11 protein-coding genes are annotated in these 14,912 nt (G+C 62.4%); 6 read left to right on the top strand and 5 right to left on the bottom strand.

What is annotated here, in order from left to right:
* Positions 1–20: 20 nt before the first annotated feature.
* A complete protein-coding gene (locus tag ACP39K_RS16665; protein WP_497008696.1) occupies positions 21–1,748 on the bottom strand; it encodes an ABC transporter ATP-binding protein/permease in 1,728 nt (575 codons plus the stop codon).
* Between the two features lie 205 nt (positions 1,749–1,953).
* Between ACP39K_RS16665 and ACP39K_RS16670 the strand changes: the two genes are divergently transcribed.
* A complete protein-coding gene (locus ACP39K_RS16670) occupies positions 1,954–2,661 on the top strand; it encodes a hypothetical protein (protein WP_033639498.1) in 708 nt (235 codons plus the stop codon).
* Positions 2,662–2,689: 28 nt separating this feature from the next.
* Here the strand turns inward: ACP39K_RS16670 and ACP39K_RS16675 are convergent, their stop codons facing one another.
* Both ACP39K_RS16675 and ACP39K_RS16680 read right to left on the bottom strand, forming a co-directional pair.
* On the bottom strand, positions 2,690–3,337 hold the full coding sequence (locus ACP39K_RS16675; protein ID WP_016929932.1) for a DsbA family protein: 648 nt from the start codon (positions 3,335–3,337) through the stop codon (positions 2,690–2,692).
* Between the two features lie 68 nt (positions 3,338–3,405).
* Positions 3,406–4,290 carry an MBL fold metallo-hydrolase gene (locus ACP39K_RS16680; protein WP_016929931.1) on the bottom strand — a complete coding sequence of 295 codons (885 nt, stop codon included), beginning with the start codon at positions 4,288–4,290 and terminating at the stop codon, positions 3,406–3,408.
* A gap of 108 nt (positions 4,291–4,398) precedes the next feature.
* Here ACP39K_RS16680 and ACP39K_RS16685 point away from each other — a divergent pair, with 108 nt between their 5' ends.
* Positions 4,399–5,307 carry a LysR family transcriptional regulator gene (locus tag ACP39K_RS16685; RefSeq protein WP_015378928.1) on the top strand — a complete coding sequence of 303 codons (909 nt, stop codon included), beginning with the start codon at positions 4,399–4,401 and terminating at the stop codon, positions 5,305–5,307.
* A 27-nt stretch (positions 5,308–5,334) separates the two neighbouring features.
* On the opposite strand, the gene ACP39K_RS16690 is transcribed toward ACP39K_RS16685, so the two are convergent.
* A complete protein-coding gene (locus tag ACP39K_RS16690; RefSeq protein WP_016929930.1) occupies positions 5,335–6,258 on the bottom strand; it encodes a LysR family transcriptional regulator in 924 nt (307 codons plus the stop codon).
* 133 nt (positions 6,259–6,391) lie between these two features.
* Between ACP39K_RS16690 and lysA the strand changes: the two genes are divergently transcribed.
* The gene (gene lysA, locus ACP39K_RS16695; RefSeq protein WP_048324786.1) at positions 6,392–7,654 is read left to right on the top strand and encodes a diaminopimelate decarboxylase; all 1,263 of its coding nucleotides are present in this window, start codon (positions 6,392–6,394) and stop codon (positions 7,652–7,654) included.
* A 51-nt stretch (positions 7,655–7,705) separates the two neighbouring features.
* Here the strand turns inward: lysA and galR are convergent, their stop codons facing one another.
* Positions 7,706–8,725, bottom strand: a complete 1,020-nt coding sequence (gene galR / locus ACP39K_RS16700) for an HTH-type transcriptional regulator GalR (RefSeq protein ID WP_004931832.1) — start codon at positions 8,723–8,725, stop codon at positions 7,706–7,708.
* Between the two features lie 220 nt (positions 8,726–8,945).
* Between galR and ACP39K_RS16705 the strand changes: the two genes are divergently transcribed.
* The 3 genes from ACP39K_RS16705 (at position 8,946) to lplT (ending at position 14,885) form a co-directional block, all read left to right on the top strand.
* On the top strand, positions 8,946–11,204 hold the full coding sequence (locus tag ACP39K_RS16705; RefSeq protein WP_497008697.1) for a molybdopterin guanine dinucleotide-containing S/N-oxide reductase: 2,259 nt from the start codon (positions 8,946–8,948) through the stop codon (positions 11,202–11,204).
* 343 nt (positions 11,205–11,547) lie between these two features.
* Positions 11,548–13,701, top strand: coding sequence for a bifunctional acyl-ACP--phospholipid O-acyltransferase/long-chain-fatty-acid--ACP ligase (aas, locus tag ACP39K_RS16710; protein WP_016929926.1), 2,154 nt, complete (start codon positions 11,548–11,550; stop codon positions 13,699–13,701).
* A complete protein-coding gene (gene lplT / locus ACP39K_RS16715; protein ID WP_016929925.1) occupies positions 13,701–14,885 on the top strand; it encodes a lysophospholipid transporter LplT in 1,185 nt (394 codons plus the stop codon). The genes aas and lplT overlap by 1 nt, the downstream gene beginning before the upstream one ends.
* The last annotated feature ends 27 nt before the right edge of the window (positions 14,886–14,912 follow it).

Below are 14,912 nucleotides of genomic sequence, written 5' to 3' on the forward strand. Positions count from 1 at the left end.
CCCGCGCCCGGCTTCGTGAGTTATGCCGGCAACGGGCTCAGCGCCAGGCGCGCCGGTTGGTCTTCGCCGCGGCTGAAGCGCCAGCAGGTCTGATGGTACTTCGCCACGCTGTTGCGGTGCGCTACGCTGATCAGCGTCATGTCCGGCAGTTCATCCACCAGCAGGCAGTACATCAGCTGCTCGGTTTCGTCGTCCAGCGCGCTGGTGGCCTCGTCGAGGAACAGGATGCTCGGGCGAATCAACAGGGCGCGGGCGAACGCCAGCCGCTGTTGCTCTCCCGGCGACAGGCGATGGCTCCAGTTGGCGGATGTATCCAGCCAGCGCTGCAGGTGTTTCAGACGGCAGTTTTCCAGCACCCGCATCAGCTGTTCGTCGCTGTATTCTGACGCCAGGCTCGGGTAGCTCAGCGCCTCGCGCAGCGTGCCGATCGGAATGTAGCTGCGCTGGGGCAGGAACAGCGTGTTGGCGTTGGCCGCCACCCCGATGGCGCCCGCGCCGTAAGGCCAGATACCGGCGATGGCCCGCAGCAGCGTCGACTTGCCGCAGCCGGAAGGGCCGACGATCAGCAGGCGATCGCCGCGTTGCAGCGTCATCTCTGCGCCGGCCAGCAGCGGTTGGCCGTTGGGCAAGTTCAGGCTGAGGTTATCCAGCGTCAACGGATGGGCGGTCTCTTCCCGCAGCTGAATGCCGCGCGGCTGATGGTGAACCTGATCGACGGCGGCGTTGAAGCCGGCCAAACGGTTAACGCAGGCTTTCCAGGTCGCCAAGTCGTTAAACGCGTCGATAAACCACGACAGCGCACCCTGCACCTGGCCGAAGGCCGAGGCGATCTGCATCAGGCCGCCCATCTGAATGGCGCCGGAGAAGTAGCGCGGCGCCGCCACCAGCAGGGGAAACACGATGGCGAACTGGCCGTAGAAGTTGGTGGCGATGTTCAGCCGCCGGGTGATGCGCATGATCGCCCACCAGTTGCTGCGAATGGTGTCGAAACGGTCACCCAACTGTTGCGCCTCGCGCGGTTCGCCGTGGTATAGCGCAATGGCGTCGTTGTTTTCGCGGATGCGGATCAGGCCGAAACGGAAGTTCGCCTCATACCGCTCCTGGTTAAAGCCCAGCATGACCAGCGGTTTGCCGACCCACCAGATCAGCAGCGATCCCAGCACCGCATACAGCAGCGCGAACCACACCATATAGCCGGGCAAGGTGATGGCGTGTTGACCGAGCGCGAAGGTCATCGGCCCGCTGACGTGCCATAAAATGTCGATAAAGGAAAACAGCGTCACCAGGCTGGAGAGCAGCCCGAGCGACAGTGACAGGGTATATTGGGTCAGTACGTTGAGATCTTCAGCGATACGCTGATCGGGGTTATCGACGATCTGCTGCTGCTCGGTATGGTAATACGCCTGGTGCGCCAGCCATTTTCCCATGAACTTTTCCGTCATCCAGCGCCGCCAGCGCATCTGCAGCCCCTGAGTCAGGTAGATCTTGTAGACCGCCAGCACGATGAAGATCAGCGCCAGATAGGTGAAGCGCCACAGCTGCGCCTTGAACACCGGGTAGTTTTTGTTCTGCAACGCATCGTAGAACACCTGGTTCCACTGGTTGATCTGCACGCTGATATAGACCAGACCAAGCGACAGGACGACGATGGCTGTTAGCATCATCCAGGCGCGCCACCGCTCCTCAGACACCCAAAAGGGTTTGATCAACTGCCACACGGCGTGTTTCTGCAAGGGGGTTGCGTTCATAACGGCTCGATAATTGCGATGTTTTGTTCAGCATGGGCTGCGGGCCGGTAACAAACAAACCGCGACTGTAAGCAGTTTTGACTCCGCTAACCGTTTGAAATAAGGCGGCTGAATCGTCAGCGGCGCGCTGGCGGGCGCAATTGCGGCATACACTCCGGCGCAGGGCGGTTATACTGGCGCCGAATTTTTGCAGAAAGGATAAACGATGAAGGCTTGGTTTCCCCTGTTGCTGACCTGCGGCGTCTTCGCCAGCGCCCGGGCCTGGGCGCACATTGACGAGCCGGACATCGCCGCCGACTGTCAAAAGGTGGCGAGCTACGCCGAACTGGGAAAAAAGGCCTATCAGCGGCAGGATTACGCCAAAGCCGCCGACATCTTTCGCGATCAGGCGGCCTGGAGCGAGTTTTGCGGCCTGAGCGAGCAGGCTGTCGCCACGGCTTACAACAACGTGGCGCTGTCGCTGATGCACGCCGGGGAATTGCTCAAGGCGCAGGCCTATCTGGCGCTGGCGCCGCACGACGACAAATCGCAGCACAACATGAGCCTGTTGCGCCAACGCCTGGCGCAGCAGCCGCAGCCCAAGGGGCCGGGCGGCGTGTATTGGCAATACGCCGGGCGCGGCGTGTGGAGCGAAGTGGCGGTGAAGCCGCAGGGCGAGCGCTGGTTGATCGCGTTTTCCGGCTACGCCATGCCGCAGATGGGACTGTATTACGGGCCGAACATGGGCGACTTCACCGCCGAGCTGCCGATCGAACACGGCAAGGCTGTCTACCACCAGCATGAAGCGGAAAGCGCGCAGGTCTGCGACGTGACGATGGCGTTTGGCGAACAAGCGCTGGAGATGCATACGCGGGGGGATTGCGGGTTCGGTCACAACGTGCGGGCGGAAGGGCGGTTCGTGCGGGTCGAATGACTCGCCCCGGCGAGCGGGGCGAGAAGGGTTACGCCAGCGCGGCGGCGCCCAGCAGGTTCTTCCAGGCTTCCACATTGCCCAGATAGTTCCCGGCCGGCAGCAGATGCAGGCGGCCTTCGCTGTCCTGCAGCGCAAAGGTCGGGAAGCCCTGGCCTTGCACTTTGGCGAGCAGCGCCCGGCTTTCCGCGATGTGTTGCGCGGTCGGTGCGCCGCTGTTGAAGCGCATTTCGGCGATAAACGCCGCCGAAGGCAACCCCAGCTCTTTCGCCAACGCTTCCAGCACCGGCGTGTCGGCGATGCGCCGACCTTCCTTATAGTGCGCCTGCTGAATGCGGTGCAACATGTCCAGCCCGCGTCCAGACAGCTTTTCCGCCGCCAGGATAGCGGTGATCGGCGGTTCGGAATCCATCACCGCCGTGGTGTCGCGCAGCAGGCCGTTGAAATAGGCTTCGCCGAACGGCTGGCCCGTCATTTCGGCGATGCGTTTGTCGTGCGGAATGACATAGTTGCGCCACTCGTCGGTGATCTGGCGGCGATTGTTGCCGGTCATCATGCCGCCGGCGTGCGGCACGATCTTCAGCCCGGGGAGGCTCTGAGCCGCTTTCACCAGCGGCGCGGCGCCATAGCACCAGCCACACAGCGGATCGAAAATGTAATGTAACGTGGTTTCGGTCATCTTTACTCCTCGCTTGGCGCGCGGCAACTCGCCGCGGCGCCGGGGCTGGTTCGATCACGCAGGGGCGCTTATTGCGGCCACTTCATCTCGCCTTTCAGCACTTTTGCGCTCAGTTCCAGGCTCGATTCGTCTTTCAGCGTCGGGTAGTGCTTTTTCATCGCTTCAATCAGCGCGGCGGAGTCCTTGGCCTTCGGCAGTTCGGCTTCCAGCGTGGTCAGGTATTTCTGGGTAAAGTGCACCGATGCCAGCGTTTGCGCGGCGCCTGGCAGGAAGTGGCCCGGCACAACGACCTGCGGCTTCAGCGCTTCGATGTTTTTCAGCGTCTGCTGCCAGTGCTGGCGCGATTCCTCGGTCTGGTTGTCGGCGATCCACGGATGGATATTGTCACCGGCGACCGCGACGCCGCCCACGACCGCTTTCAGCGCCGGGATCCAGACGAAGGTGCGATCGGGGGTCGGGCCGTTCAGGCCTTTCACTTCCACTTTCTGGCCGTCGATGGTGAAGCTGTCGCCCTGCAGCGGCTGCGGCACGATCACGGTTTTCGGCGCGTTGTCTTTCAGGATCGGGCCCCAATAGGCGACTTTGCCGTCTTTGGTGGCGTTGATGTCCTTGATGGTGCCTGGCGAAGCGATGATTTTCGCCTCCGGGAAGGCCGCCTTAATCACGTCCAGACCGAAATAGAAATCCGGGTCTGAGTGGCTGATGTAGACGGTGGTCAGCTTCTTGCCGGTCGCCTTGATTTTTTTCACCAGCTCTTCGGCATCGTTACGCTGGAACTGAGCGTCAATCAGCGCCACTTCGTGTTGGCCGCTGACGATTTCGGAAGACACCGGGAACACGCTTTTCTCGCCCGGGTTATACACTTCCATGGTCAGGGTATCGGCAGCGGTGGCGTAAGTGCTCAGTGTGGCGACGCCGGTGAAGGCCAGAGTTAACAGTGATTTCTTAAACATGGGCAGAGGTCCTTAGGTATCGGTTAATGTTGTAACGATGTTAGGTTGCATAAAGCGATAGAAAAACCGGATAATAAGCAATTATTCGTTGCATAAATCGGACTAATCATGGATCGCATTACCGCCGCTGAGGTTTTTGTCACCATCGTCGATCGCGGCAGCATGATCGCCGCCGCGGAAACGCTGGAGATGTCGCGCGCGATGGTGACGCGCTACCTGGCGCAGATGGAGCAATGGGCCGGGGCGCGTTTACTGCACCGCACTACCCGTAAGCTTAGTCTGACCGACGCCGGTGAGCGTACTCTGGAACGTTGCCGACAAATGTTGGCGCTGGCGGGGGAAATCGATCTGGTGGAGGAAGGGCAGAGCGACGAACTGCGTGGCCTGCTGCGCATCACCTGTTCGCAGTCGCTCGGGCAAACGGCGCTGGTGGGGGCGGTCGCTCAGTATCTGAAGCGTCACCCGCAGGTGGCGGTCGATCTGCAGATGAACAACCGGGCGGTGAACCTGGTGGAAGAGCGCATCGATCTGGCGCTGCGCATCACCAACGAGCTGGATCCCAACCTGATCGCTCGCCCGCTGTCCACCTGCGCATCGGTGGTGTGCGCCGCGCCGGCGTATCTGGCGGCACACGGCACCCCGCGCCAACCGCAGGATCTGGCGTTGCACAACTGCCTGACCTACTCCTATTTCGGCAAAAGCCTGTGGCACTTCGATGCTCAGGGCGTGAAATCGGCGGTGGCGGTCAGCGGCAACCTGAGCGCCAATGAGTCGGTGGTGTTGATGGCCGGCACGGTGCAGGGCGCGGGCATTTCCATGCAGCCCTATTATTCGGCGGCCCCGCTGCTGGCCAGCGGCGAACTGGTCGAATTGTTGCCGGATTACCGGCCGCAGTCGATGGGCATCTACGGCATCTACACCTCGCGTCGCCAGATGCCCGCCACCTTGCGCACCATGCTGGACTTTCTGGTGGAGTGGTTTGCCACCGATCCGCAGTGGCAGGCGACGCTGCGCTAAGGCCTCGGCAATATTCCCACGCCGCTTTCAGCGCCTGACAGCGGCGGCCAGCCGGGCGGAGAAGCGTGCCGCCTGCTGATGCAAATGGTCGATAAAGGCCGTGACCAGCGCCGATGAAGGGCGGTGCAGCGGCCGGATCAGGCTGACGGTGAACGGCACGTCGATGCTGAACGGCCGCACGTGCACGCCGCTGCCGGCATAGTCGAGCGCCGTCAGCGGGTTAACGATCGACACCCCCACGCCGGCTCTCACCATGGCGCACACTGACGCCGCACTGTGCGTTTCCATCACCATGCGGCGCTCGACGCCTTGCTCGGCGAACAGCGCATCCAGCAAGTGACGATAGCTGTCGGTGCTCGACAGGCTGATGAAGTTCTGCCCGGCGAAGTCCTGCGGCGTCAGCTGGTCTTTTACCAGCAGCGGGTGGCCCGTCGGCAGCACGCACACTTCGTTCAACGTCATCAGCGTCACCCGTTCGGTGCCCGCCGGCGTGAGGGTGGTTTCCGTCAGCCCGAGATCGTGGCGCTGGGCAGACAGCCACTCTTCCAGCAGCGGCGACTCTTGCGGGATCACGCTGAAGCTGACTTCCGGATAACGTTCGATAAAGGGCTGGCACACCGCCGGCAGCAGCGATTGGGAAAATACCGGCAGGCACACGATCGACAGCTGCGCCTGCTGAAACTGGCGGATGCCGGCGGCGGCGTTGACGATGCGATCGAGGCCGTAATAGGAGCGTTGCACCTCTTCGAACAACCGTAACCCTTGCACGGTAGGGGACAAACGCCCGCGCACCCGGTCGAACAGCTGCAGCCGAATCAGCTTTTCAAAGCGCGCCAGCTCGCGGCTGACGGTCGGTTGCGAGGTTTGCAGCAGGGCCGCCGCCTCGGTCAGGTTGCCGGTGGTCATCACCGCCCGAAAGATTTCGATCTGCCGCAAAGAGATACTGTGCATGGCGAGGCCGCTCGACTGTAGAGAAAGCCATATCATAAATGAATAGACTACGGCTAAATAGATATTTTCCACTCGATTCAGCGTGCGGCACTATGGCTTTATCTGCCGTCATTTTCGAATTGGGAATATCGCCATGCCACGCCCGTTGCACGACACCTCCACCGCGTTGAACGCCGCTAACCTGCTGGCTTTGCCGCAGCGTTTCGGCTGCCCGGTCTGGGCTTATGATGCGGACATCATCAGCCAGCGCATCGCTCAGCTGCGCCATTTCGACACCATTCGTTTCGCGCAGAAGGCCTGTTCGAACATTCATATTTTGCGCTTGATGCGCGAGCAGGGCGTGAAGGTGGATTCGGTGTCGCTGGGCGAGATCGAACGGGCGCTGCAGGCCGGTTTTCAGCCGGGCGGCGAACCGAGCGAGATCGTGTTTACCGCGGACGTGTTGGATCACGCCACGCTGGCGCGCGTCAGCGAATTGAAGATCCCGGTTAACGCCGGTTCCATCGACATGCTGGATCAGCTCGGCCAGGTTTCCGCAGGGCATCCGGTGTGGCTGCGCGTTAACCCGGGATTTGGCCACGGCCACAGCCAGAAAACCAACACCGGCGGCGAGAACAGCAAGCACGGCATCTGGTATGCCGACCTGCCGCAGGCGGTGGAGAGGATCCGCCGCTATGGCCTGCAACTGATCGGCGTGCACATGCACATCGGTTCCGGCGTCGATTACCAGCATCTGGAGCGCGTCTGCGATGCGATGGTGCAGCAGGTGATCGATCTCGGTCATGACATCAGCGCCATTTCCGCCGGCGGCGGCCTGTCTATCCCGTATCAGTACGGCGAAGAGGCGATCGATACCGAACACTATTTCGGTTTGTGGAATCGGGCGCGTGAACGCATCGCCGCGCATCTGGGGCACCCGGTGCAGCTGGAGATTGAACCCGGGCGTTTCCTGATGGCGGAAGCGGGCGTCTTGGTGGCCGAGGTGCGGGCGGTGAAAGACATGGGCAGCCGCCACTTCGTGCTGGTGGACGCCGGTTTTAACGATCTGATGCGCCCGGCGATGTACGGCAGTTACCACCATATTTCGCTGTTGCCGGCCGATGGGCGCGATACCTCGGGGCAAGCGCTGCGCGAAACGGTGATCGCCGGGCCGCTGTGCGAATCCGGCGACGTGTTCACCCAGCAGGCGGGCGGCGGCGTGGAAACCCGAGAGCTGCCGCCGGTGCAGATCGGCGATTATCTGGTGTTTCACGATACCGGCGCCTACGGCGCGTCGATGTCCTCCAACTACAACAGCCGTCCGCTGTTGCCTGAAGTGCTGTTCGAAAACGGCGAGCCGCGATTGATCCGCCGCCGCCAAACCATCGAAGAACTGATCGCGCTGGAACTTATCTGATCAGCGGGCGGGCGCCTGGCGCCCGCTTCACAGCGTTATGCGGCGGCATGATTACGGCTGTTCGTGCGCGTTGTTGAGGGTGGCGACCGAGTGGCGGCGCACCAGCGTCGGGCTGAACATGTTGGTGATTTCCGGCAGCGGTTGGCGATTGGCCAAGGCCAGGGCCAGCTCCGCCGCCTGGGTCGCCATCGCCACGATCGGGTAGCGAATGGTGGTCAGGCGCGGCCGAAGATAGCGCGAAATCAGCACGTCGTCGAAACCGATCAGCGAAATCTCCCCCGGTACGTCGACGCTGTTATCGCTCAGCACCGACAGCGCGCCGGCGGCCATCGGATCGTTGTAGCAAGTAATGGCGGAGAACGAACGGCCGCGGCCGAGCAATTCTGTCATCGCCTGTTCGCCGCCGATCTCGTCCGGTTCGCCATAGGCGATCAGCTTTTCATCCACCGCGATGCCGTGTTCCCGCAGCGCGTCGAGATAGCCCTGCAGCCGGTCGGTGGCGTCGGAAATCTGGTGGGTGGAGCAGATGATGGCAATGCGCTGATGCCCTTGCTGGATCAGATGACGGGTCGCCAGCCAGGCGCCGTAGCGATCGTCGAGCGCCACGCAGCGCGTTTCGAAGCCCGGCAGCGTGCGGTTGATCAGCACCATGCCCGGGATCTGTTGCATCCAGCCGCAAAGTTCCTGATCGCTCAGCCTTTTGGCGTGCACCACCAGCGCTTCGCAGCGGTGCCGCACCAGCTGTTCAATCGCCTGACGCTCTTTTTCGGCGTCGTGGTAACCGTTGCCAATCAGCAGAAAATTGTGGGTGGCGTAGGCCACCTGCTCGACCGCCTTGACCATCGCGCCGAAGAAGGGATCGGAAACGTCGGAGACGATCAGGCCCAGCGTCTCGGTGGACTGCTGCGCCAGCGCTCGTGCGTTGGCGTTAGGGTGATACTGCAGCTGTTCCATGGCGGCCTGCACCGCGGTGCGCGACCCTTCGCTGGCCTTGGGGGAATTGTTTATCACGCGGGATACCGTGGCCACGGAAACCCCCGCCAGCCTGGCAACATCCTTTATCGTAGCCATATCAGTCAACACATCCTGGGTAATCGCTTACATCCCCCAGTTTTGCGGAAAAAAACCGGGGCTGCAAGCGGTCTCGTGCGCAACTTGTGGCGGCCGTTGCAGAATCTCTTCGAGTCTGTACGCATAACCATCGAAGACCGAACGATAGCGCAATTTGTACGTTGGCACTGGCGGCGGGCTGAGGTAACGTCTGTGCATTCCGATTTGCGCCGAGAACGCCATGTCCATTAAACGCTATCCGCAGCTCGCCCATTGGGGCGCTTATACCGCCGTGGTTGAAGACGGCCGGCTTATCCGTTGTGAACCCTTCGTCGACGATCCCGATCCTTCGCCGCTGCTCGATTCCATCGTCCCGATGGTCTACTCCGACAAACGCATCCGCAAGCCGGCGGTGCGCCGCTCGTGGCTGCAAAAGCGCGAGGGCAGCGACCGTACGCTGCGCGGCAGGGAAGATTTCGTCGAGGTGGATTGGGAGTTAGCGCTCGATTTGGTGGCGCAGGAGAATCGCCGGGTGCGCGATCGCTACGGTGCCTCAGGGCTGTTTACCGGCTCTTATGGCTGGTCGTCGGCCGGGCGGCTGCACCATGCCCGCTCGCTGGTGCGGCGGTTCTACTTCAGCGGCGGCGGCGGCGTCGATCAGCAGGGCAACTACAGCTGGGGCGCGGCGCAGTTTTTCCTGCCGTATGTGATCGGCACTTTCTCGCCGTTGACCGGGCGCGTCACCAGTTGGCCAAGCGTGGTGGAGCACTGCGAACTGTTTGTGGCGTTTGGCGGGTTGGCGCTGAAAAACGCTCAGGTGTCTTCCGGCGGCGCGGCGGAGCATGCGCTCAAGCCCTGGCTGCAAAAGCTGGCGCGCAAGGGCACGCCGGTGATCAACATCAGCCCGATGCGCGACGACTGCCCCGAGTTCGTCAATGCGGAATGGATCCCGATCCGGCCGAATACCGACGTGGCGCTGATGCTGGCGCTGGCTTACGAAATCCAGCGGCTGGGCGCGCAGGATGAAGCCTTCCTGCACAGCCACTGCGTGGGTTATCAACAGTTGGCGGATTACCTGAACGGCGTGAGCGACGGCGTGGCGAAAACGCCGGCCTGGGCCAGCGACATTACCGGCATTCCGACGGCGCGCATCGCGCTGCTGGCGCGGCAGCTGATCGGCGTGCGCAGTTTTATCACCTGTTCCTACTCCGTGCAGCGCGCGCATCGTGGCGAGCAACCGTACTGGATGATGATCGCGCTGTCGGCGATGCTGGGCCAGGTGGGGCTGCCGGGCGGCGGGTTCTCGTTCGGCCACGGCTCAATGAACGGCGTCGGCAACCCGCGCGTGGATACCCCCGCGCCTACCATGCCGGTAGGCGATAACCCGGCCGGGCTGGCGATCCCGGTGGCGCGCATCTGCGACATGCTGCTGCACCCTGGCGAAGCCTATCAATTTTGCGGCGAGACGCGGCATTATCCGGATATCCATTTGGTGCACTGGGCCGGCGGCAACCCGTTCCATCACCATCAGCAGTTGAACCGACTGGTGGAAGGCTGGCAGAAGCCGGATACGGTGATCGTCCAAGATATCTGGTGGACGGCGGCAGCCAAAATGGCGGATATCGTGTTGCCGGTCACCAGTTCGCTGGAGCGCAACGACATCGGCGGCTCGTCGCGCGATCGTTACGTGCTGGCGATGCATCAGGCGATTGCGCCGCAGCATCAGGCGCGCAACGATTTCGATATCTTCGCCGATCTGGCGGAGCGTCTGGGCTATCGCGAGCGCTTTACCGAAAACCGCGACGAACGGGCCTGGATCGAAGCTATCTACCTGCAATGCGGCGCTGCGCAGCGCCGCGCCGGCGTCGCCTGGCCCGAGTTTGAGGCGTTCTGGCAACGGGGCTATGTCGAGCTGCCCGCGCCGGCCAAAGAGTTTGTATTTTTTGACGCGTTCCGCGCCGATCCCCAGGTTAACCCGCTGCAAACGCCCAGCGGCAAGATCGAGTTGTTCAGCGAGCGGATCGCCGGCTATCGCTACGAAGATTTCGCTCCGCATCCGCAGTGGCGGCCGCCGGTGGAGTGGCTGGGCGCGCCGCAGGCCAAGCATTGGCCGCTGCACCTGATCTCCATTCAACCGAGCGATCGCCTGCATAGCCAGATGGATCCGGCGCCGCTGGCGCAGGGCAACAAGACCGCCGGGCGCGAAACCCTGTATATGCATCCGGACGATGCGGCGCCGCGCGGGGTGGCGGACGGCGCCGAAGTGCTGGTCAGCAATGCGCGCGGCAGCTGTCTGGCGGGGGTATCGCTCACCGATGGCGTGACGCGCGGCGTGGTGTTGATGGCGACCGGCGCCTGGTTCGAGCCGGGTTTCGACGCGCAGCGCCGGCCGCTCGAGCAGGCGGGCAACCCGAATGTGCTGACGCTGGATATTGGCACCTCGCCGCTGACGCAGGGGCCGAACGCCATGAGCTGCCTGGTCGAGGTCAGCGCGCGATGAGTGAAGATTTCACGTCTGGGTCACTGGCTCGTCGTTGTTATATTTATTTTTGTCGCTGCGGGAAGGTTTAAGTTTCATTGAGTTATTACAGCAGATCGCGGGAAATTTACAGCTGGTTGCATTTGGAGCAGAACTCTTGCGATTCGGCGGTAGTTTCCTGCACGCCATCTCTCTAGAGTAGGTGATCCCAGAGGTATTGATTGGTGAGAAATCAGCATACTCTGTATGTTGAAGCCATTTTCAATTGCACCAACCTACGCGGATGCGTAGGTTTTTTTTTGCCTGCCATATAGTATTCTTTTCCCTACAACGATTTACGCCTCCATGGCCAAGGGAGAAGGGCATGATCTTTTCACTGCTGCGCGCGCTGTTTCGCCTGTTGTTTCGGGTTCGGGTCGAAGGGGGCGTCCAGCACTTCGAACGGCAAAAACTGCTGATTACGCCGAACCACGTCTCTTTCCTCGACGGCGTGCTGTTGGCGCTGTTCCTGCCGATAAAACCGGTGTTTGCGGTTTACGCCAGCATCGGCGAGAGCTGGTTCATGCGCTGGCTTCGGCCCTACATCGATTTCGTCTCGCTCGATCCCACCAAACCGATGGCCATCAAGCAGCTGGTGCGCATGGTCGAACAGGGGCGGCCGATCGTCGTGTTCCCTGAAGGGCGCATCACCGTGACCGGCGCGCTGATGAAAATCTACGACGGCGCGGCGTTTATCGCCGCCAAATCGGGCGCCACCGTGGTGCCGGTGCGGATCGACGGCCCCGAATTCAGTCCGTTCGGCCGTATGGCCGGGGTGTTCAAGATCCGCTGGTTTCCGCAAATCAGCATCCGCATCTTGCCGCCGACCACGCTGCCGATGCCGGAGGCGCCGCGTGCGCGCGAGCGTCGGGCGCTGGCTGGCGATCGGCTGATGCAGATCATGATGCGGGCGCGCATGGAGACGCGCGAACCGCAGACGCTGTTCCATGCCTTGCTGGCGGCGCAGCGCCGCTATGGGCGTCGCAAGCCGTGTATCGAAGACATCGCTTTCAAAGAGGACAGCTACCAAACGCTGATCAAGAAATCGCTGGGCGTCAGCCGCATTCTGCAGCGCTTTACCGCCGAAGGGGAACACGTCGGGCTGCTGTTGCCGAACGCCACCATCACCGCGGCGGCGATCTTCGGCGCTTCGCTGCGCAACCGCATTCCGGCGATGCTCAACTACACCGCCGGCGCCAACGGCCTGAACAGCGCGATGACCGCCGCCGGCATCAAGACCATCGTCACCTCGCGCCAGTTCCTGGAGAAGGGCAAACTGACCCACCTGCCGGAGCAGGTGACGCAGGCCAACTGGGTGTATCTGGAGGATCTGAAAGACACCGTTACGCTGGCGGACAAGCTGTGGATCCTGCGGCACTTGCTGCAACCGCAGCGCGCGGCGTTGCCGCAACGCCCGGAGGACGCGGCGCTGATCTTGTTCACTTCCGGCTCCGAAGGCCACCCCAAGGGCGTGGTGCATTCGCATGCCAGCCTGCTGGCCAACGTAGAACAAATTCGCACCATCGCCGATTTCACGCCGCGCGACCGTTTCATGTCATCGCTGCCATTGTTTCACTCGTTCGGCCTGACGGTGGGGCTGCTTACGCCGCTGATCACCGGCAGCCGCATTTTCCTCTACCCCAGCCCGCTGCACTATCGCGTGGTGCCGGAGTTGGTGTATGACCGTAACTGCACGGTGCTGTTCGGCACGGCGACCTTCCTCAACAACTATGCGCGCTTCGCGCATCCGTATGATTTCGCCCGCCTGCGCTATGTGGTGGCCGGCGCGGAGAAACTGGCGGACAGCACCAAACAGATCTATCAGGATAAATACGGCATCCGCATTCTGGAAGGCTATGGCGTGACCGAGTGCGCGCCGGTAGTGTCGATCAACGTGCCGCTGGCGACCAAGGTGGGCACCGTCGGCCGCATCATGCCGCAGATGGAGGCGCGCTTGATCGCGGTGCCGGGCATCGATAACGGCGGCCGTCTGCAGCTGAAGGGGCCGAATATCATGAAAGGCTATCTGCGGGTTGAACGTCCCGGCGAGCTGGAACCGCCGGCGGCGGAAGATGCGAACGGCGTGCTGCAGCCGGGTTGGTATGATACCGGCGATATCGTCAGCTTGGATGAGCAGGGTTACTGCACCATTCGCGGGCGCGTGAAGCGCTTCGCCAAGCTGGCGGGCGAGATGGTGTCGCTGGAGAGCGTCGAATTGCTGGCGCAACGGCTGTCGCCGGAAAAGCTGCATGCCGCCACGGTCAAAAGCGACAGCAGCAAAGGCGAGGCGCTGGTGCTGTTCACCACCGATCCCGCCATTACCCGCGAGGCATTGCTGCGGGTGGCGCGCGAGCTGGGCAGCCCGGAGCTGGCGGTGCCGCGCGATATTCGCCTGTTGAAAACGCTGCCGGTGCTCGGCAGCGGCAAACCTGATTTCGTCACCCTGCGTCATATGGCCGAACAGCCGGAGAGTGCCTGATGAATCCTTCGACCGAATCCCCTTTGTTGTCACGCGGCATGATCGCGGTGATCAGCGCGCAGTTCCTCTCGGCGTTCGGCGACAATGCGTTGCTGTTCGCCACGCTGGCGCTGATCAAGCAGCAGCTGTATCCGGACTGGAGCCAGCCGATCCTGCAGATGGCCTTTGTCGCCACCTACATCATCCTGGCGCCGTTTGTCGGCCAGGTGGCCGACAGCTTCGCCAAAGGGCGGGTGATGATGTTCGCCAACGCCCTGAAGCTGGCGGGGGCGTTGATGATCTGTTTTGGGGGGAACCCGTTTTGGGGTTACAGCCTGGTCGGCGTGGGTGCCGCCGCGTATTCTCCAGCCAAATACGGCATTCTGGGCGAGATCACCAGCGGCGAGAAGCTGGTCAAGGCTAACGGCCTGATGGAGGCCTCGACCATCGCCGCCATTCTCACCGGTTCGGTGGCCGGCGGTATTCTGGCGGACTGGCACGTGGTCGCGGCGCTGGCGGCCTGCGCGTTGGTTTACGCAGGGGCGGTGGTCGCCAACCTGTATATTCCACGTCTGGCGGCGGCGCGCCCAGGGGCGTCATGGCGGCCGCGGGCCATGACGAACAGCTTCCTTACCGCCTGCGTCACATTATGGCGCGATGGGCAGACGCGTTTCTCTTTGATCGGCACCAGCCTGTTTTGGGGGGCCGGCGTGACGCTGCGTTTTCTGTTGGTGCTGTGGGTGCCGGTGGCGCTTGGCATCGCCGATAACGCCACGCCGACGCTGCTGAACGCCATGGTGGCCGTCGGCATCGTGGTCGGCGCCGGCGCCGCCGCGCGCTTCGTCACGCTGAAGACGGTGAAGCGCTGCATGCCGGCCGGGATCCTGATCGGCGTCGCGGTCGCGGTGTTTGCGTTGCAAACGACCATGCTCAATGCCTACGTCTTGCTGGCGATCATCGGCATGCTGGGGGGCTTCTTCGTGGTGCCGCTCAATGCGTTGCTGCAGGAGCGGGGCAAGCATTCGGTCGGCGCCGGCAATGCGATCGCGGTGCAAAACCTGGGTGAAAACGCCGCCATGTTGCTGATGCTGGGCCTGTATTCTTTGGTCGTGAAGCTGGGCGTGCCTGTGGTGGGCGTCGGCGTAGGGTTTGGCGTGGTGTTTGCGCTGGCGATTAGCGCATTGTGGTGGTCTCAGCGGCGGTGAAACGGGGCGCAGCCTGGCTGCGCCCTC

It is taken from the genome of Serratia sp. EC4 (assembly GCF_059652115.1).